This window comes from Serinicoccus sp. JS2-9 (genome assembly GCF_059025165.1).
The window spans coordinates 3,083,643-3,102,753 of sequence record NZ_CM180091.1; the positions used below are offsets into that span (position 1 = coordinate 3,083,643).

The 19,111-nt window shown below is 71.6% G+C and carries 18 protein-coding genes; 4 read left to right on the forward strand and 14 right to left on the reverse strand.

Annotated features, from left to right (window positions below; genetic code table 11):
* Positions 1-123: 123 nt before the first annotated feature.
* Genes AC5PYY_RS14955 through AC5PYY_RS14990 form a run of 8 tightly spaced genes read right to left on the reverse strand, consistent with a single transcriptional unit; the run spans position 124 to position 5,359 of the window.
* Positions 124-774: an HAD-IA family hydrolase gene (locus AC5PYY_RS14955; protein ID WP_493897578.1), complete on the reverse strand. Its 651-nt coding sequence runs from the start codon at positions 772-774 to the stop codon at positions 124-126.
* A 38-nt stretch (positions 775-812) separates the two neighbouring features.
* On the reverse strand, positions 813-1,262 hold the full coding sequence (locus AC5PYY_RS14960) for a pilus assembly protein TadG-related protein (protein ID WP_493897579.1): 450 nt from the start codon (positions 1,260-1,262) through the stop codon (positions 813-815).
* Positions 1,259-1,669 carry a pilus assembly protein gene (locus tag AC5PYY_RS14965; RefSeq protein ID WP_493897580.1) on the reverse strand — a complete coding sequence of 137 codons (411 nt, stop codon included), beginning with the start codon at positions 1,667-1,669 and terminating at the stop codon, positions 1,259-1,261. Before AC5PYY_RS14965 ends, AC5PYY_RS14960 begins: the two co-directional genes overlap by 4 nt.
* 44 nt (positions 1,670-1,713) lie before the next feature.
* Positions 1,714-2,100: a TadE/TadG family type IV pilus assembly protein gene (locus AC5PYY_RS14970; protein WP_493897581.1), complete on the reverse strand. Its 387-nt coding sequence runs from the start codon at positions 2,098-2,100 to the stop codon at positions 1,714-1,716.
* A gap of 1 nt (position 2,101) precedes the next feature.
* A complete protein-coding gene (locus tag AC5PYY_RS14975; RefSeq protein WP_493897582.1) occupies positions 2,102-2,302 on the reverse strand; it encodes a hypothetical protein in 201 nt (66 codons plus the stop codon).
* A 35-nt stretch (positions 2,303-2,337) separates the two neighbouring features.
* Positions 2,338-3,267 (reverse strand): type II secretion system F family protein, encoded by a 930-nt coding sequence (locus tag AC5PYY_RS14980; protein ID WP_493897583.1) that lies wholly within the window; start codon positions 3,265-3,267, stop codon positions 2,338-2,340.
* Positions 3,264-4,130 carry a type II secretion system F family protein gene (locus tag AC5PYY_RS14985; protein WP_493897584.1) on the reverse strand — a complete coding sequence of 289 codons (867 nt, stop codon included), beginning with the start codon at positions 4,128-4,130 and terminating at the stop codon, positions 3,264-3,266. Before AC5PYY_RS14985 ends, AC5PYY_RS14980 begins: the two co-directional genes overlap by 4 nt.
* Positions 4,130-5,359, reverse strand: a complete 1,230-nt coding sequence (locus AC5PYY_RS14990; RefSeq protein ID WP_493897585.1) for a TadA family conjugal transfer-associated ATPase — start codon at positions 5,357-5,359, stop codon at positions 4,130-4,132. The genes AC5PYY_RS14985 and AC5PYY_RS14990 overlap by 1 nt, the downstream gene beginning before the upstream one ends.
* A 203-nt stretch (positions 5,360-5,562) precedes the next feature.
* On the opposite strand from AC5PYY_RS14990, the gene AC5PYY_RS14995 reads away from it, so the two are divergent.
* Positions 5,563-9,453: a type VII secretion EssC family protein gene (locus AC5PYY_RS14995; RefSeq protein WP_493897586.1), complete on the forward strand. Its 3,891-nt coding sequence runs from the start codon at positions 5,563-5,565 to the stop codon at positions 9,451-9,453.
* A 76-nt stretch (positions 9,454-9,529) separates the two neighbouring features.
* Here AC5PYY_RS14995 and AC5PYY_RS15000 read toward each other — a convergent pair whose 3' ends face one another.
* Complete coding sequence (locus AC5PYY_RS15000) at positions 9,530-9,940, reverse strand: hypothetical protein (RefSeq protein ID WP_493897587.1); 411 nt, start codon at positions 9,938-9,940, stop codon at positions 9,530-9,532.
* Between the two features lie 313 nt (positions 9,941-10,253).
* The gene (locus AC5PYY_RS15005; protein WP_493897588.1) at positions 10,254-11,054 is read right to left on the reverse strand and encodes a GNAT family N-acetyltransferase; all 801 of its coding nucleotides are present in this window, start codon (positions 11,052-11,054) and stop codon (positions 10,254-10,256) included.
* 366 nt (positions 11,055-11,420) lie between these two features.
* On the opposite strand from AC5PYY_RS15005, the gene AC5PYY_RS15010 reads away from it, so the two are divergent.
* Positions 11,421-12,005 (forward strand): PGPGW domain-containing protein, encoded by a 585-nt coding sequence (locus AC5PYY_RS15010; RefSeq protein ID WP_493897589.1) that lies wholly within the window; start codon positions 11,421-11,423, stop codon positions 12,003-12,005.
* 47 nt (positions 12,006-12,052) lie between these two features.
* Here AC5PYY_RS15010 and miaB read toward each other — a convergent pair whose 3' ends face one another.
* Positions 12,053-13,600, reverse strand: coding sequence for a tRNA (N6-isopentenyl adenosine(37)-C2)-methylthiotransferase MiaB (miaB, locus tag AC5PYY_RS15015; protein ID WP_493897590.1), 1,548 nt, complete (start codon positions 13,598-13,600; stop codon positions 12,053-12,055).
* Between the two features lie 203 nt (positions 13,601-13,803).
* Between miaB and AC5PYY_RS15020 the strand changes: the two genes are divergently transcribed.
* On the forward strand, positions 13,804-14,226 hold the full coding sequence (locus tag AC5PYY_RS15020; protein WP_493897591.1) for a hypothetical protein: 423 nt from the start codon (positions 13,804-13,806) through the stop codon (positions 14,224-14,226).
* 156 nt (positions 14,227-14,382) lie between these two features.
* Here the strand turns inward: AC5PYY_RS15020 and AC5PYY_RS15025 are convergent, their stop codons facing one another.
* From AC5PYY_RS15025 to AC5PYY_RS15035, 3 genes are all read right to left on the reverse strand, one after another.
* Complete coding sequence (locus tag AC5PYY_RS15025) at positions 14,383-15,069, reverse strand: regulatory protein RecX (RefSeq protein WP_493897592.1); 687 nt, start codon at positions 15,067-15,069, stop codon at positions 14,383-14,385.
* On the reverse strand, positions 15,069-16,133 hold the full coding sequence (recA, locus tag AC5PYY_RS15030) for a recombinase RecA (protein WP_493899391.1): 1,065 nt from the start codon (positions 16,131-16,133) through the stop codon (positions 15,069-15,071). Before recA ends, AC5PYY_RS15025 begins: the two co-directional genes overlap by 1 nt.
* A gap of 311 nt (positions 16,134-16,444) precedes the next feature.
* Entirely contained in the window at positions 16,445-17,572 is a 1,128-nt protein-coding gene (locus tag AC5PYY_RS15035; RefSeq protein ID WP_493897593.1) for an NYN domain-containing protein, read from the reverse strand.
* A gap of 267 nt (positions 17,573-17,839) precedes the next feature.
* On the opposite strand from AC5PYY_RS15035, the gene AC5PYY_RS15040 reads away from it, so the two are divergent.
* A complete protein-coding gene (locus AC5PYY_RS15040) occupies positions 17,840-19,111 on the forward strand; it encodes an aspartate kinase (RefSeq protein WP_493897594.1) in 1,272 nt (423 codons plus the stop codon).

Genomic DNA, 19,111 nt, shown 5'->3' on the forward strand with positions numbered 1-19,111 from the left:
AACGCCGCCTTGTCAGGTTCCTGTGCCACCTGTGCCGTGGGACAGGTGTCACACCGCTGCTCCGGTATGCCGTCACGCGCGTCGCCTCGGACGCACCGGCGTGGTGCCGCTGCCGCCGACGGCTTAGGTCAGAATGACCCGTACACCGTCCGCGGTCGCCTCGAAGCGCACGTCGGCCAGGCTGTCGACGATCAGGTCGGCCTCGCCCAGCTCCTCGCGGGTGCTCGTCGTGAGGAGCGCCAGCGTGGCAGCTCCGGCCGCCCGCCCCGCGGCGACGCCCGCCGTCGCGTCCTCGACCACGAGGCAGCGCTCCGGGTCGACGCCGAGCAGCCGCGCGCCGGTGAGATAGGGCTCTGGGTCGGGTTTGCCCCGGGAGATGTCGTCGGCGGTGACGACCACCCGCGGCGGCTGGAGGCCGGCGGCACCCAGGCGCAGGTCCGCCAGCTCCCGGCCGGCCGAGGTCACGATGGCCGCATGCTCCCCGACCCCGGCCAGCGCGTCGGCGGCGCCGGGCAGGGCCACGACGCCGTCGGTGTCCTGCAGCTCCAACCGGTCGATCTCGGCCGTGGCGGCGTCGGGATCGAGATGCGGCGCCACGCGCTCCACGATGCCCCGGCTCGTCACGCCGTGGAAGTTGCCAAAGGTCGCGAAGTCCACGCCGTGCAGCTCGGCCCAGGTCCTCCACGACCTTCCGACGGCGCCGCGGGAGTCGGCAAGCGTGCCGTCGTTGTCGAAGAGGACGGCCGCGAACGTCTCGGTGGTGATGTCTCTCACTGCCTCATCGTCTCAGGAGCTGTGAGTCACGTCGCAGGTCAGCCTTCCAGATCCGACCTGGCCGTCGACGTGACGGTGATGGTCACGCCGCCACCGAAGGCCGACAGCACCGGCGTGACGACGGGGATCTGGGCCGTGCCGGAGAGCGTGACGACGGCGGTCCGTCCGTCGGGCGTGCCGGTGCCAGTCATGACAGCCCAGTCCCGCAGCCGACCGGGACGGTCCCGCTGCGCGAGGTGCTGCGCCGCGGCGTCGGCGACCGTCGCGTCCGTGAGGGGTATGCCGTCACCCAGCCCCCCGGCATACACCTGGTCCGTGCTGAGCGCGTCACTCGCGTCGAGCGCGGCCGCGTCCGCGGCGTCCAGGAGCTGGATCCGGCTGAGCTGCACCGACGTGACCCCCACTACGGAGAGGATGATGGTCAAGGCCACGGCGACCATGCCGATGAGCAGCACGCTCACCTGCCCGTCCTCGTCGCGCCGGGTCATGGGCCACTCCCCCGGAACTCGTCCACCGGCTCGAGGTGCGAGGCGGTCATGGTGACCGCCGTCGGGACCGACCCACGCATGAAGTCGGGCACGAGAGGAAGCGGCACCGCGATCTGAGCATCCACGACGACCGACGACCCGGGGCCCAGGCACCCATCCTCCAGGCAGGTGACCGCCACGGACCCTTCGCCGGGTGCGAAACCATGAGACTCGTAGACGAGGGCGGCCGCGGTCTGCGCCCGCCCCGGCGCCTCGGCCACCGTGTTGGCCGTGACGAACGTCCGCGCGGCCTCGCGGGCTGCCGCACTGACGGCATACGCACCCGCCTGGACCCGCCCCACGGTGCCGACGAGATAGAACAACGGCACGACGAGGATGACGACCAGGACGGCCACCTCGATCGTCATGGACCCACGATCGAGCTGACCCCAGCCCCGCGGAGAAGAGGTGCTCACTGGTCCTCCGCGTAGGCCTGACCGGTCACCGTCATGGACCCTCCGGGACCGAAGGGGCCGAGCACCGGCAGCCGGAGCTCGGCGGTGACCTCGACCACCTCCACCCCACCGACCGCTGTGCGGCTGGCGCTCACGTGGGCGTCCTTGGCCGCGCCGGCCATGCCCGACGCCATGAGCTGGCGAGCCCGCTCCGCACCGCGCTCGGCCGTGCTGTCGGCCCGTGCTCCGACGCGGGCACCCTCCACGACGTGGGCTGTCGCCGTGTTGTGCACGTGGAGGGCGAAGGCCAGCTGCATCGCGGCCAGCAGCAGCAACGAGACCAGTCCCGCCAGCATCGCGAACTCGGAGGCCGCCGCGCCACGGTCGGGCGCAGGACCTCTCACGTCACTGCCGGACGCTGTTGACGGCCTCGGCGAACATGCTCGTCAGCAGCGGCTCGGCCACCACGAGCAGGGCCGCGACGAGGGCCGCCGTCATGATCGTGATGAGCACCCACCCCGGGACGTCTCCACGCTCTGAGTCTGTCCACCAGGTCAGCAGCGCGGCGGGCGCCGCTCCACGGACGCGGTTCGGTCGACGGGACATGATCAATCTCCTCCTGGTTGATGGTCAGTTGATGGTCAGAGTGCGAGCCGGAGCATGGAGACCCCGGGAAAGACGGCGAAGAGCACGGTGATCGGCAGGATGAGGAAGACGACGGGGACCATCATGGCGATCTCCCGCTTGCCACCCTCCTCGATGAGGGCCTGACGGGCGGCCTCACGAGAGTCCGCAGCCTGGGCGCGAAGCACCTCTCCGAGCGGCGTGCCCCGCTGCAACGCGGTGATGAGTCCGTCGACGAAACGCCCGATGGCCGGGACGCCCGTCCGCTGGCCCAGCCCCAGCAGCGCCTCGGGCAGGCTGGCACCGGTCCGGGCCTGCGCCAGGCACAGGTCGAGCTCGGCCGCCAGCTCGCCGTGCGAGAGCCGGGCCACCCGCTCGAGCGCCTGCGCCGTCCCCTCACCTGCCGTGACCGACAGGGCCAGCAGCTCGGCCACTGCGGGGAACTCGGAGAGCATCCGTTGCTCCCGCCGGGAGGCAGCCCGGCTCAGCATCATGTCTCGGGCCATGACCCCGGCCAGACCTCCGCTCCCGGCCAGGAGAGCGACGACGACCACGCTGGTGCCACGCGTCCACCAGAGGAGGCTCCCGAGACAGAGGGCCAGCGCGCCGACACAGATCCCCCAGACGACCTGCTGGACCCGGAACGCCTCGACATCACCACCGAGACCCGCGCGGTGCAGCCTGACGCGCACGGAGTCCGCACCGCCGAGAGTCCGGTCCACCAGACGTCCGAGCCTGCCCAGCGCCGGGGTGAGGAGCGCGGTCATCCGCCACGGTCGTGGGTCGTCGAGCGCCAGGAGCCTGGACCGGCGCGCGGGTCGGTCCAGGTAGGGCTCGATACGCTGTGCCAGGTCGACGCTCCGCGTCAACGGCAGGCCGGCCCAGATGAGCACCAGACCGCTGGCCAAGCCCAGCCCGAGCAGAGCTCCCCACCAGGGTGAGATCACCGGAGCACCCGCGCTTCCTCCGGCAGACGCCCGACGGCGACCATGATCCGGTAGGCGACGAGCGACACCCCACCGCCGATGGCGAGCACCAGCGCTCCGGCGGCGGTGCCGTACGCCTCCAGCGTGCTTCCCCGCGTGGCCAGCAGGAGCAGCACCGCCCAGGGTGCCGCCATGGCCAGGCGCGCCGCGTTGACGGTCCACGACTGACGCGCCTCCAGCTCGGCGCGCGCCCTGGCGTCCTCGCGCAGGAAGGTCGACAACGTCTGCAGGACCCTGCCGAGGTCGGTTCCGCCGACGTCACGAGCGATGCGCAGCGCTTCGACGAGCCGATCCGCCACCGGGTCGGCCAGCCGGTCCTTGAGCAGGTCCAAGCTCTCGGCGAACCGACCCGACGCCCGGTAGTCGTGAGCGAACTCGGTGAACGCGGGCCGCAGCTCGAGCGGCCCGCGATCCCCGAGCTGGACCAAGGCCTCGGGGAGCGCCAGGCCGGCGCGGACACCCGAACGCACGTGGTCCACGGCATCGGGCCAGACGTCCCGCAACTGGTGTCGCCGACGCCGCGCCCGGGCCAGGATCGCCGCGACGGGGAGCCACCCGGCCATGACCGCGAAGCACAAGGACACGGTCCAGACCTGGGTGACGGCATACCCGAGGACGAGGACGACCACCGCGAGCGCGGCACAGAGGGCGATGAGGGTGCGGACGCCCAGACCCTGGATGCCCGCCAGCACGATCTGGTCGTGGAGGCGCTCCCAGCGGCGGGCTCCGGCTCGGGGCCGGGCCCGCTCCTCCCGAGGCCACCAGGACCACCAGATGCTGGCCAGGCCCAGGCCAAGCACGAGACCCCACGCCGCCCCCTGCATCAGTCGGCCCTCAGCAGTCTGCCCAGGTCGAAGCCGGCCCTGGCGAACCGCTCGGCATGCGGCGGGAAGCCGTCGCTCCGCACGAGGTCGTCGCCGCGCCGGGTGAAGAGGTCAGCGATCTCGACGACCTCACCCTCGGCCCGCCCAGGCAGTCCGACGATCTCGCGGACCCTGCGCGTGCCATCGGCCTCCAGCGCCAGATGCACCACGAGGTCGATCGAGCTGGCGACCGTGGGCACGACGAAGCTGCTGCTGACGTTGGAACCGGCCAGGAGGGGCAACGTGCATATCTTGACGACGGCCTCGCGGGCAGAGTTGGCGTGCACCGTGCACATGCCGGGAAGGCCGCTGTTGAGCGCGATGAGCAGGTCCAGGCTCTCCGCCTGCCTGACCTCGCCGACGATGATCCGCCCCGGCCGCATCCGCAGCGCCTCTTTGACCAGCCGGCGCAGGGGCACCTCCCCCGTGCCCTCCAGGCTCGGCTGGCGGCACTGCATCGCCACCACATCGCGCAGGCCAACCTTCAGCTCGAAGACCTCCTCGCAGGTCACGACCCGCTCCTGGGCTGGGATGGCTGCTGTGAGGCAGTTCAGCAGCGTGGTCTTGCCGGCCTGCGTGCCGCCGGCGACGAGGATGTTGAGCCCGGCGACCACCGCCGCCTCGAGGAACCGAGCGGCCTGATCCGTGAGACTGCCGAGCCGGACCAGGTCGGACAGCTCGTCGGCCGCCACGACGAACTTGCGGATGTTGACCGCCCAGTGTCGACGGGTGATGTCGGGGATGACGACGTGCAACCGGCTGCCGTCCGGCAGGCTGGCATCGACGAAGGGGCTGCTGAGGTCGACGCGGCGTCCGGAACTCCGGAGCATACGCTCGACGAGGTCGTGGACCTGCTGCTCGCTGAGGATCGTCGGCGTGAGCTCGGAGCGTCCGCCCCGCGCCACGAAGACCGTGTTGGGCGAGTTGATCCAGATCTCCTCGACCGCAGGGTCGTCGAGGTAGGGCTGCAATGCGCCGAAGCCGGCCACCGACTCCAGCAGCAACCGCTGCGCCTCGTCCCGGTCGGCCACGGGGACAAGCCCTCCGACGAGCGCCCGGTCGTCGTAGTCGTCCAGCACCTCACCGATGAGGTCGCGGACGGCGTTGTCGTCGTGGGTCGGGTCGAGCCGTCGTCGCCGGATGAGCTCACGGACGTCGTCCTCGATGAGCTGCAGAGCCGTAGCGGACATCCCCACCTCCCCTGTCATGCCGCTGAGGGCCGCCCGGCCCGCAGACCTTTGTAGATGGCGGTCCGTCCTCAGGTAAAGGAACTTTGCCAAATCGAGATCAACTCCCTCCCAACCTAGGTGCTCGGACCGGGCTGTGCGTCGTCCCGGGCGTCGCCTGTGGATAACCCGGGCCGCGCAACCGACGGTCGTCCGACGATGTCTTCATGAGAGTGATGACGACGCTGCGGGTGGACCGGACGGTGCGTCACCTGGTCGTGGAGGCGCCCGAGGGTGCCACGGTCGGCGAGTTGCTCCGTCGGCTACGGCTCCGGTATGCCGCGCCCGTCGCGCTGGTGGAGGACGACGGACCGCCGATGGAGAGCGGGCTGCCTCCCACCGAGCGGCCGCTCATGGACGGCATCGCCCTGAGCGTGAAGGGAGCCGAGCCGGCCGCTACCCAGCGTCCAGGCCATGGTCTCGGAACCTCGGGTGTGCCGTGGGTCGTGGTCGCGACTGGCCCCGACGCGGGCGCAGCCGTGCCCCTGCCACCGGGCCGGGCGGTGACGGTCGGGCGTGATCCCACCTGTGAGCTCACCATCCAGGACCGCGGACTCTCCCGCCGCCATCTGCGCATCCGCCACGACCGGGACGGCGTGCGCATCGAGGACCTCGACTCGACCAACGGTGTCCGGTGGGAGCAGGTCGGCACCGGCGACGTCTGGGCACCGGGTGACCGGGCGCTGGTGGGGAGTTCCAGCCTGCTCCTTCTGCCGCGGCAGCCTGCCCCGGCATACCTCATCGAGCGGTCAGGATCCCTCGAGGTGACCGTCTGGCCTCGGGTGCCGCCCGAGATCGACCCGCAGGAGTTCGCCACGCCTGAGGTGGCCGCGCGGCGCACGGTGCGAGCGCCGAGCGTGTGGACGTGGAGCCTGCCCCTCGTCGTGGCGCTCGCCGTGGCGGTGCTGCTGCGTATGCCGTGGCTGCTGATCTTCGGTCTGCTGGGCCCGGCCATGGTCTTCGGTCACTATCTGGGTGACCGGAGACTGGCGCGACTCGAGCACGAGGAGGCTCGTGCGCAGCATCTGGCCGACGAGACGGCGAACGCTGCCGCGGCCAGGGCGGCCGCCCGCGACGAGCTGACCAGGCTGCGACACCGGGATGCCGGCACTGCTGGCGTCATCACGAGCCTGCTGCCCCGGCCCTCACTGAGCCTGTGGGAGTGTGCGGACGAACCGCTTGCGGTGACCCTCGGAGAGCATCGAGCGCCGTCGACCGTCCACCTGGAGGGCTCTCCGGTCCTGCACGAGGCCGCGCCGCTGGTGCACCAGTTGGACGCCCCGCTCGTGCTCGTAGGCGATCCCGTGGCCCGCGACAGCCTGGCACGGAGCCTGCTGCTCCAGCTCGCGACGCGGCATCCTCCGGACCAGTGGTCCTTGCTCGTCGAGGAGGCACCTGGGTTCGGCTGGGATCTGCTGGCCTGGCTGCCACAGACGACTGCCCATCCGTCCCACGACCCCGCCACCACCGTGCGGTGGGGCTCCGACCTCGCCCTGGCCGACGACCTGTCGACCGCGCCGCGGTCCGCGACCCGGGTCGTCGTGCATGGGTGGTCGAGCGCCGTTCTCCAGGTCCCGGGCCGATCCGACGTGGAGTTCCGCCCCGCCACGTTGAGCCTGCACCGGGCCCGCCGCCTCGCGAGGAATCTGGCGCCGCTGCGCCGCGGACTGGACGTACAGGCCGGCACTTCCGGGCACAATGCCCTGCCTGGCGCGGGTGCCAGCCTCGCCGATCTTGGCCTCTGGCCGATCGACTCCGGCGCGGTCCTGGAGGCGTGGCGGAGTCCCAGCCTGACGGTCCCGCTCGGCATCGATGGGGGCGGCCAGACGGCGTGGTTCGACCTCACGAGAGACGGCCCGCACGCCCTCGTCGCGGGCACCACCGGATCCGGCAAGTCCGAGCTGCTGCGCACCCTCGTCCTGGGCCTGGCCGTCCGCAGTTCTCCAGCCGACCTGGCCCTGCTCCTGGTCGACTTCAAGGGAGGATCCTCGCTCGGAGACTGCGCCGAGCTGCCCCACGTCACCGGCCTGGTGACCGACCTGGATCCGCACCTCGCGCAACGGGTGCTCCGCTCCCTGCAGGCTGAGCTCGGTCGGCGCGAGCGGGTGCTGGCGCAGGCCGGGATCCAGGACGCCCGTGACTGCCCCGACCTTCCCCGGCTGGTGGTGGTCATCGACGAGTTCCGCGTGCTCGCCGAGGAGGTGCCTGAGGTGATGGCGGGGCTCGTGCGAGTCGCCGCCGTGGGGCGCAGCCTCGGTGTGCATCTGGTGCTGGCGACCCAGCGCCCAGCCGGCGTAGTGAGTCCGGACCTGCGCGCCAACGTCAATCTCCGGATCGCCCTACGGCTGCGCGACGCGGCGGACAGCCTCGATGTCATCGAGTCGCCCGACGCGGCGCAGCTGCCCGAAGGGCGACCAGGGTTGGCCCTGTTGCGGACCGGTGCCGCTGCGCCGAAGACGATCCAGGTGGCCCGCGCCACCGCTCCCGGACGACCGGAAGGCGCGGCCTGGGCGATCGAGGAGTTCCCGGACGCCTGGGCCGCACGTCGCCATCGGGATCGAGCCGCCGCGGCCCCCGACGACGGGCACGTATCCGATCTCGTCGCGGCCCTGCGCTCCGCCGCCGAGGAGGCCGCCCTCACCCCACCGGCGGTGTGGCACCCTCCCCTCCCCGACGTGATCGAGCACCTCCCGGAGCGGCCGCGAGTCTGGGCCATCGCCGACCGACCGGAGCAGCAGCGCCGCGACGACCTCGTGTGGTCAGGGGGGCACCATCTCGCCCTCGTGGGTTCGGCCCGGTCCGGCCGGACCGTCGCGCTCCGGTCGCTGCTGGCCCGGCTGCCGCCCGCGTGGGTGGTGCTGCTCGATCTGGGTCGCGGGCTGGCGGGGACCGAGGCGGCACGCCACCCGGGGCTCTGCGCCCAGGTCGAGCCGGACGATCTCGCGCACGGCCTGCGGGTCCTGGACCATCTCGACCGCGTCGTGCGGGAGCGCCAGGCCTCATCCGAGGCGCTGCCGCCCCTCGTCGTCGTCCTGGACGGCTGGGACCGCTTCGTGGATCTCTTCGGCGAGCTCGAACGAGGCCGCGGCGTCGACATCGCCCAGCGGGTGCTGCGCGAAGGTGCGTCCGTCGGGGTCATCATGCTCGTGACGGGTGACCGCAGCCTGTTGCTCGGGCGCATGGCCACCCTCCTGCCCGAGACCTGGGCTCTTCGCCTCAACGATCCGGCCGACCTGCTCATGACGGGTCTCACGGCTCACGAGATCCCGCGTCATCAGCCGCCGGGGCGCCTGGTGTCGGTGCGCGACCGGATCGAGGCGCAGGTGGTGCTGCCTGCGGCCGAGGGGCTCGGGGCGACCGAGAGGCACGTGTCGGGCGAGGTGAGCGGGGCGGGCGAAGGGGGCGACGCACCCGCGGAAGGCGAGGCGAGCACGGCCGCCGACGAAGCCGTCCTCGCCCAGGCCCCCGACGGACCTCCACCTCTGGTCTGCCGGGCACTCCCCCGCAGGTGGTCCGGGCGGACCGCGGACGGGGCGAGCGCATGGGCGGTCGGGGGCGATGACGCCCTGCCGCTGGCGGTGCCCCCGGTCCCCCTGCTGGTCCTGGGTCCACCGGGTTCGGGCCGCACTGCCGTCCTCGAGGCACTCGACGACAGGCGCGGCAACCCGCTGGTCAGAGGCACGGACCCGCCGGGCCCTGATGAACTGCGTGATGCGCTGGAGCACCCTCCGGAGCACGCGTTGCTCCTGGTCGACGACGCCCACCTGCTCGCCGGGTCCGCCGTGGAGGACGTCATCATCGACGTCGTCTCCCAGGGTCTCCTCCGGCTCGTCGTATCGGCCGAGATCGAGGCGGGCGCGGGCACCTTCCGCGGCCTCGTGCCGCTGGCCGCACGGACCCGCACGGCCGTCATCCTTCAGCCGTCCGCGCCGTCCCAGGGTGCCCTCGTGGGTGTGTCGCTCCCGGTCGGAGACCTACCCGTCCCGGGGCGTGGCGTGCTGGTCCACAGCGGGCGGTGCACCAGGATCCAGGTGGCCGCACCGGCATCTGGCGGATGACCAGCATCCCGGCGAGAGATCGAGCGCGTAGTCAAGCAGCGCGAAGACGACCTGGCGGGCCCAGAACGGCCTGCGGTCAGTCGTCCAGTCGCCCCATGAGGAAGGTCGCGGCCACCGTCGTCACCCCGAGCAGCAGGACACCGAGCGCCACCCACCAGGGCGCGAACTGGAAGAGCGCGAAGCCCAGTGGCACGAGCAGGAAGTTGAACGCGATCGCGGGCGCCTGCGCCCGGGGATGGCGTCGCAGGAGGCCGCGAGCGGCATACCCGAGACCGATGACGAAGACCGCCATCGTCACCACCGACATGATGACGACCAGGAGATCCTGCCCCTGCCCGAGGGCGAGCTCCACGAGGTAGAACACCGCGAACCCGGCGATCACCAGCGCCTCGACCGCCACCAGGGCCGCCGCCAGCCGGCCGGCGGTCAGCTGTCGCGGGGTCGGGTCGGGCACCGGCGTGGGAGCCGAGGTATGCGGGGTGGTCACGTCTTCATCGTAGGTCGCCGTCCGCGTGACCGCGCCGGGGCCGGGCGCTCCTTCGGTGCCCCCGAGCCCCACTGTTGCCCCGAGGCCCCAAGGTTGCCGGCGAGCCCTACCGCTGCAGCTGGAGGGGCCGCGAGCAACCGTGGGGCCAGCCGGTCACCGTGGGGCCGGACCACGCTGCCGGAGTGAACACACCAGGCTGCCGGAGCGAACACACCAGGCTGCCGGAGCGAACACACCAGGCTGCCGGAGTGAACACACCAGGCTGCCGGAGTGAACACACCAGGCTGCTGGACCGAGCACACCAGGCTGCTGGTCAGGCGGGGAGGGTGATGCGGTCCAGCTCGCGGGTGTGGAAGTGGTGGGCGGTGGCGTAGCCGAGGTGCTCGTAGAGCCGGATGGCACCGGCGTTGTCGGAGAAGACGCTCAGCGTCGAGACGCCGGCCTCCGCGACCGCCCGGGCGGTCAGGGTCTCGGTGAGCAGCCCGCCGATGCCGTGCCCGCGCCGCTCGGGGCGCACGACGATGCCGGCGAGGTGCGGCATACCGGAGGCGAGCTCGTGCAGGCCACCGACGGCGACGATCTGACCGACCTCGTCGCGCAGCGCCAGCCACAGGGTCGCGAAGCCGTAGCCGGGGAAACCCATGTAGGGGTTCTCCCCGTGGGTGCGGCCGAAGGCCTCGATCAGGTCGGCGTCGTCGCGGTCGTGCATCTCGACGAGCTCCAGACCCTGCTCCTCCAGCCTGTCCGTGGGGGCGGCGGCCCCGGTGGCCCGCTCGGACCACATGAAGGCCCAGCGCCCCGACCCGGTGCTCGAGTAGGCCGGCGGGACCGACAGGGCGCGGTGGTCCTCGGTGGAGAACCACTCGAGCGCGACCCGGTCACCGGCCGCGTCGACGATCGCGGCGAGCGCCTGGCTCTCGGCGTCGGCGGGGGCTCTTGCCTCCACGACCGCGGCGCCACCCCAGTGGCCCGAGCCCGGGCGCCAGGGACCGACGCAGGCCCAGCCGTGCGGCCCGGCCATGGCCACGATGTCGTTGCTGGTCGCGAAGCGGACGAACGGGTCTCGGTCCGAGTGGATGAGCAGCTCGTCACGGTCGACCTGGCTCCATGTCACGGGGCGCATCTTCCCATATCTTCTGACCGCGCCGTGAGGATACGGCGACATTCGCGTGGCTAGTAGATGACGCAGGCTCACTGTGGCCACACCCCCGACTACCGGGCCTCCACCTCGACGTCCTGCACCCGTTCGACCTGCTCCTGCAGGAGGTCGGCCGGCACCGGGTGCTCGTGCCGCTCGGGGTTCTGCCGCACCTGCGCCGCCTGCTCGTCCGACCCGCATGATCCCGACCTCTCCCGGTTCCGAGGGAAAGCAGTGCCCTTCCATCGGTGTCGGCAGGTGGCAAGACAGGGTGGCGTCCGATCCCCAGGGAATGTCGTCGGCGCTCGCGACCCCGGCCCCGCTCCCCTAGGCTGATCCTCTGTGAACGCCGCCGCCAAACGCCTCGTCCTGGAGACCCTGGGGTGGCTCGTCCTGGTTGCCGGCATCCTCATGCTCCTGCTCCCCGGACCGGGCCTCCTGGGGACCTTCGCGGGTCTGTGGATCCTCTCGACGCAGTACGCCTGGGCCCGGCGGTGGACCAACCCGGTCAAGATGCGCGCGCTGCGTGGGGCGGCCGAGGGCGTCGAGACCATCGCACGCATCAGCTTCTCGGTGCTCGTGACCCTGGGTCTCGTCGGCGTGGCGGTGGTGTGGTTCATCTCGCCGCCAGCGCCCGGGTGGTGGCCGCTGGACGACCGGTGGTGGCTCTTCGGCGGACAGACCGTGGCGATCACCATGATGGTCTCCTGCGCCATCGGGATCGGGCTGCTGATGTACAGCGTCCGGCGCTTCTACGGCAAGCCCGAGGCGCGTGCCGAGATCGACCGGATGGAGGCCGACCACAATGCGGCGCTCGCCCGGCAGGAGCGCGAGGAGGCCGAGGAGGAGACGGCCGAGGCCGCGCGGGAGGCGCAGGAAGCCGACCGCATCGCCGATGCCTCCGAAGACCAGGCCCGGGCCCGCTGATCCCGCAATCCTGCCGCGGCGTCGCGCGGCGTCGCGCGGCGTCGCGCTCAGTCCGTCGCGCAGCAGGGGGCCGTGGTCACGTCGAGTGCTGGCGGCGCCCCGATCGTGGGTATGCCGAGGCTCACCGCAGGCTTGGTCACCGCTCCCGGAGTGGCACCGTCCTGCAGCGCTGCCCAGGCGTCGCCGCCGGGGGTGCGGCGCACGGCATACCGCCCGCCCTGCACACCGGAATCGGCGACCAGGTGGTGCGGCGCGCCATAGGTGACCTCGACCGTGACCGCGTCGCCGGGCCGCGGCGCGGGAGCGTCGCTCCCCTCCGGGACCGCGAAGTGCACCAGCCGGTTGTCCCGCGCGCGCCCCGAGAGCCGGTGGGTCTCGGCGTCCTTGCGCCCCTCCCCCGGGGCCACGAGCACCTCGACCGCGCGCCCTTCGAGCTCCCGGTTGCCGGCCCAGGACATCTCCTCCTGCACCTCGATGAGCCGGTCGAAGCGCTCCTGGACGACCTCCTTGGGGATCTGGTCGTCCATCTCGGCCGCCGGGGTCCCCGGGCGGATGGAGTACTGGAAGGTGAAGGCACTGGAGAAGCGGGAGGCCCGCACGACGTCCAGTGTGTCCTGGAAGTCCTGCTCGGTCTCCCCCGGGAAGCCGACGATGAGATCGGTCGTGATCGCCGCGTCCGGGATCTGCTCACGGACCCGGTCGAGGATCCCGAGGAAGCGCTGGGAGCGGTAGGAGCGCCGCATCGCCTTGAGGATGCGGTCCGACCCGGATTGCAGCGGCATGTGCAGACTCGGCATGACGTTGGGCGTCTCCGCCATGGCGCTGATGACGTCGTCGGTGAAGGCCGCCGGGTGCGGGCTGGTGAAGCGCACCCGCTCCAGGCCCTCGATCTGGCCGCAGGAGCGCAGCAGCTTGCCGAAGGCCAGCCGGTCGCCGAACTCCACGCCGTAGGTGTTGACGTTCTGGCCTAGCAGAGTGATCTCGACGACGCCCTGGGCGACGAGGGCCTCGATCTCGGCCAGGATCTCGCCGGGGCGCCGGTCCTTCTCCGTGCCGCGCAGACTCGGCACGATGCAGAATGTGCAGGTGTTGTTGCACCCGACCGAGATGGACACCCAGCCGGAGTAGGCCGAGTCCCGTCGGGTGGGCAGCGTCGAGGGGAAGGTCTCGAGCGACTCCAGGATCTCGACCTCGGCAGCCTTGTTGTGCCGAGCGCGGTCGAGGAGGGCCGGCAACGAGCCCACGTTGTGGGTGCCGAAGACGACGTCCACCCAGGGCGCCCGCTCCACGATCGTGGAGCGGTCTTTCTGCGCGAGGCACCCGCCGACGGCGATCTGCAGGTCCGGGTTGGCCTGCTTGGCCGGTCGCAGCTGGCCGAGGTTGCCGTAGAGCTTGTTGGCGGCGTTCTCCCGTACCGCGCACGTGTTGAAGACCACCACGTCGGCGACCTCGGGGCGCTGCGGCTCGGGCACGCTGGCCAGATCGACATACCCGGCCGTCTCGAGGAGACCGGCCAGCCGCTCGGAGTCGTGGACGTTCATCTGGCACCCGTGGGTGCGCACGTCGTAGGTCTTGGTGCTCGCTGTCACTGCCATCGCACCCTCCAGGATACGGCGTCGAGGTGGCCCGGCAGGCATCCGAGCCAGCCCGGAGGGCATCCGAGGCGGCCCGCGGCGACTGCGGCATCCGGCCACCGAGGACACGCGGGCCGTCGGCGGCCCCGAGCCGGCCAGACCCTGCCGCCCGGACGTCCGCGGCGCTACAGTGCTCAGCACGACGCAGGCGAAGGAGCACCGTCATGAGCGACCAGGCCGACCGGGAGACCATGGGCGACGATCTCGGCGTGTGGAGCGTAGACGCTGAGGATCAGCTCCAGCCCGAGGACACGCTCGACGGGCAGGGCGACGTGCTCGACCGGGGATACGTCACCAGCGACCACTACCACGGGTCGAGCGCGTTCGGAGTGACGGCCGCGGAGCAGTCGCAGGAGGAGACGATCGACCAGCGCGAGCGCCAGGAGGAGTCCCAGCGCTGGGCCGAGCGGCACCGTCCCGACGGCGAGGCGGAGCGCATCGCGCACGAATGCCGCACCACGAGCTGGGACTCCCCCGAGGAGTCCGCCATGCACTACCACGACCCGGACGACAACCCGGCCGATTCCGAGCTCACCGAGGTCGAGTGGGACCCGTCGGACGAGGTCCCCCGCGACGAGGAGGAGTAGGAGTAGCGCGCGGGCCGCGATCTTGGTGCGGCCGGGTGGCTGCGGGGGTTGGCGGAAGCATCGTTGGCGTCTGCGGGCAGGGACGACCAAGGGCCTGGCATGCATGCCAGTCTCGTCCGCGACCCATCCGGCTCCGTGCCTTGCTCCTGGTGGGAATCAGTCCCTCCCGTGCTCCGGTAGCCCGTCGAGCGCCTCCCGGATGACCTGGTAGGACACGCCGGAGCCGTAGCCCTTGCGCGCCAGGAAGCCGGCGAGCCGCCGCGTCTGGACCTCTCGGTCGAGGCCGCGCATGGTCCGCAGTCGACGGGCGACGAGGGCGCGCGCCTGCTCGCGCTCGTGCTCGGGATCGACGTCCTCGAGCGCGGCGTCGACGACCTCGTCGGCGACGCCCTTGTGGCGCAGCTCCTGCCGGAGGGCACCGGCGGCCAGCCCCTTGGTCTCCTGCCGGGAGCGCACGAACATCTCGGCGTAGGCCTCGTCGTCGACCAGGCCTACTTCTCCCATGCGGTCGAGCACGCGGGTGGCCACCTGCGGGTCGCAGTCCTTGTCGCGCAGCTTGTCCTCGAGCTGGCGACGCGTGCGGGGCCCCATGGCGAGCTGGCGCAGCACGATCTTGCGGGCCACCGCGTGCGGGTCGGGCTCGGCCTCCCGCGTCGTCGTCCGCCCCGATGGGCCCGCTGCCTCGGCAGGGCCGGCACGACCGTCTAGGCCCTCCCGGCCACCGGCCCCGCCTTCAGGCCCGGCACCAGGGTCGGCACCTCCGCGGAGACCGTAGGCGCTGGCAGCCGACTCGGCGGCCGCCAGCGCTTCCCGGGCCGCGGACAACCGGTCCGCGGTCGCCATCAGAAGTCGACCGAGACCTCACCGGTGACCGGGTCCACCCCGTCCGGCAGGTCGTCGGAGGCGACGGCGGGCGCGGCGCCGATCCCGAGCTTGGCCTTGATGTCGCGGTCGATGGTGTCCGCGATGTCGGGATTGTCCTTGAGGAACTGCCGGGCGTTCTCCTTGCCCTGACCCATCTGGTCGCCCTCGTAGGTGTACCAGGCCCCGGACTTGCGGACGAAGCCGTGCTCCACGCCCATGTCGATGAGGCCACCCTCGCGCGAGATCCCCTGGCCGTAGAGGATGTCGAACTCCGCCTGCTTGAACGGCGGCGACACCTTGTTCTTGACGATCTTGGCGCGAGTCCGGTTGCCGACCGCGTCGGTGCCGTCCTTGAGCGTCTCGATCCGCCGGACGTCGATCCGCACCGAGGCGTAGAACTTCAGCGCCTTGCCACCGGTCGTGGTCTCCGGCGAGCCGAACATCACGCCGATCTTCTCGCGGAGCTGGTTGATGAAGATCGCGGTGGTGCCGGTGGAGTTGAGGGCTCCGGTGATCTTGCGCAACGCCTGGCTCATGAGCCGCGCCTGCAGGCCGACGTGGCTATCGCCCATCTCGCCCTCGATCTCGGCCCGGGGCACGAGTGCGGCGACGGAGTCGATGACGATGATGTCGAGCGCCCCGGAGCGGATCAGCATGTCGGCGATCTCGAGCGCCTGCTCACCGGTGTCCGGCTGGCTCACCAGCAGGGCGTCCGTGTCGACCCCGAGCTTCTTGGCATACTCCGGGTCGAGCGCGTGCTCCGCGTCGATGAAGGCGGCGATGCCGCCGCCCTTCTGGGCGTTGGCGACCGCGTGCAGAGCCACCGTGGTCTTACCGCTGCTCTCCGGGCCATAGATCTCCACCACGCGTCCACGGGGCAGCCCGCCCACGCCGAGCGCCACGTCGAGAGCGATGGCACCGGTCGGGATGATCTGGACCGGCGGACGGTCCTCGTCACCGAGACGCATCACGGAGCCCTTGCCGTGCTGCTTCTCGATCTGGGCCATGACCGTGTCCAGGGCCCTGAGCTTGTCGTTCTGCATCCCGGCGGACCTGGTGGATCCGGCCGTCTTGCTTGCCTGCGGCATGTCCTGCTCCTTCGTCTCGTGGCGGGCGCGCCTACCTTCGACCGACCTCTGCGGGACCATCCGGTTGGGTGGCTCCGATGTCTGCGTCAGACGCTAGGCGCCCCCTCCGACAGACCCCACCGGCACCACACGATCTGTGGACGACGGGACCCGCCCGGGGCACCATGTGGATGACCCTAATCGAAAATCTGTACGAGACCTCACTGCGACACGCAGCGGCGTGTCGACGGGTCCAGACGGGAGCGGCGAGCAACCGCCACCCGCGCTCAGGGCGCGGTCACGACATACCCGGAACCGCGCCGCTCCAGGTCGACCAGGCCGGCGGCCGAGGCCCCCTTGACGAACTGCAGGAAGGAGCCGTAGCCGAGCGGCTTTTCCGAGAACCCGTCACGACGCTGGCGGACCTGGTCCTTCAGGCCCGAGAGCGCCACGCCCGAGCCGTCGTCGAGCCCTGAGACGGTCTCACGCAGCAGCAGGAAGGCGTCCTGCCGGCCGCCCTCCTCGGGCAGCGTGACCTCCGGATCGCCCTTGGCGGGGCCGGGGCTGAGCTCGATGATCCCGCGCCCGGCGAGGTGGTCCAGCAGCTCACCGAAGGCGCGGAAGCCGTGCGCCGCCTCGGAGAAGGTCGAGTCCTTGCGCACGAGCGTGCGCTTGAGCACCGAGGCCGTCACCGCCCCGCCCGAGCTCCGCTGCAGCCCCGACACGGTCTGCGCGACGAAGGAGGCCAGGTCGCTCGAGGGCTGATCGACCGCCGTCTCCTCGGCGTCCTCGACCACGTCCTCGACGTCCTCCGCGTCGGCGGCGGCGTCCTCCCCTGGGGCCGAGCCTGCACCCCCGCCGGAACTGGCGGCGTCTCGGCGCCCGCGACGGGACCGGCCGCGTCCGCGAACACTCTGCTCGGCGTCCTGGGCCTCGGCCGGCACGACGCCGTCCAGGTCGTCGTAGTAGAGGAACTCGTCACAGGCGGGCGGCAACATCGTCGAGGTCGAGTCGCGGACCCCGAAGCCGATCACCCGCTTGTTGAGCTCGCGCAGCTTGTGCACGAGCGGGGTGAAGTCGCTGTCGCCGGTGCAGATCGCGAAGGTGCTGATGTAGTCGCGCTCGTAGGCCAGCTCGATCGCGTCCACGGCCATCTTGATGTCAGCGGCGTTCTTGCGGGAGGCGCCCATACGCTGAGTCATCTCGATGAGCTCGACGTGGTTGCGCGTGAGCATGCGCCGGTCCTCGTCGAAGTAGGACCAGTCGGCGTACGCGCGCCGGGTGACGACCCGGCCGCGCTCCGCGAGGGCGTCGGCGACGGGCCGCAGGTCGAAGGGCACGCCGAGGTGGTCACGCGAGCCGAGCGCGAGGTTCTCGTAGTCGATGAGCAGCGCGATCCGGTCCTCGTCATCCATGGCCCCGAGGGTATGTCGTACGCGGGCCCGCGACCATTCGCGACGCCCGGTCGGGCGTGGGGCAACCCTTCGCGACGCTCGGTCGGGCCCAGGGCAACCCTTCGTGACGCCCGGTGGGGCGTGGGGCAACCCTTCGCGACGCTCGGTCGGGCGTGGGGGAACTTCCCCGGCGTCAGGCGCACCGCCGCTCGCCCCCTAGACTGGCGCCCGGGGTCGGGACGCCGGCGTCTCCCCTGCCCACGCCATACCCCCTGCACAGGAAGTCCCATGGCTCTGCTCGTGATGAAGTTCGGCGGCTCCTCGGTCGCCGACGCCGAGGCGATGCGCCGCGTCGCCCAGCGGGTCGTCGCCGCCCACCGGGCGGGCGACCAGGTCGCCGTGGTCGTCTCCGCCATGGGCGACACGACCGACGACCTGCTCGACCTGGCCGGCCAGATCTCCCCCGGCACGCCGCCGCAGCGGGAGATGGACATGCTGCTCTCGGCCGGCGAGCGCATCTCGATGGCGCTGCTCGCGATGGCGATTGAGCAGCTGGGGGTGCCGGCGCGCAGCTACACCGGTGCCCAGGCCGGGATGCGCACCGACACCGCGCACGGTCGCGCCCGGCTGCTCGACGTGCAGCCCGACCGCGTCCGCCGCACGCTCGACGACGGCGCGGTCGCGATCGTGGCCGGCTTCCAGGGCATCTCCACCGACGACGACATCACGACGCTCGGTCGGGGCGGCTCGGACACCACGGCCGTCGCGCTGGCCGCCGCGCTCGGCGCCGACGTGTGCGAGATCTACACGGACGTCGACGGTCTCTACACCGCCGACCCCCGCATCGTCCCCAGCGCGGAGCGGGTCACGCGGATCACCATCGAGGAGACCCTGGAGATGGCGGCGCACGGCGCCAGGATCCTGCACCTGCGCGCGGTCGAGTACGCCCGTCGCTTCCAGGTGCCCCTGCACGTCCGCAGCAGCTTCTCCGACCGGGAAGGCACCTGGATCCTCGTCGGACGACCCCTCACGGAGGACACCATGGAAGAGCCCATCATCTCCGGCATCGCCCACGACAAGTCGCTCGGCAAGGTGACGGCAGTCGGCATACCGGACCGACCGGGCGCCGCCGCCGCGGTCGTGGGCGCCGTCTCGAAGGCGGGGGTCTCGATTGACATGATCGTGCAGAACGTGTCCACCTCCAACGCCGAGACATCCGACATCTCCTTCACGCTCCCGGAGACCGATGGCCAGACCGCCGTCGCGGCCGTGCGCGAGCTGCAGGAGCAGATGGGCTTCGCCGACGTGCTCTTCACCAGCCACGTGGGCAAGCTCTCGCTCGTCGGGGCCGGGATGCGGTCCAACCCCTCGGTCGCGAGCCGACTCTTCTCCGCGCTCGCCGACGCGGGCGTCAACATCGAGATGATCAGCACCTCCGAGATCCGCATCTCGGTGATCTGCGACCAGTCCGATCTTGAGGACGGGGTGCGGGCGGTGCACACGGCGTTCGACCTGGACGCCGCGGAAGAGGCCGTGGTCTACGGCGGGACGGGACGGTGA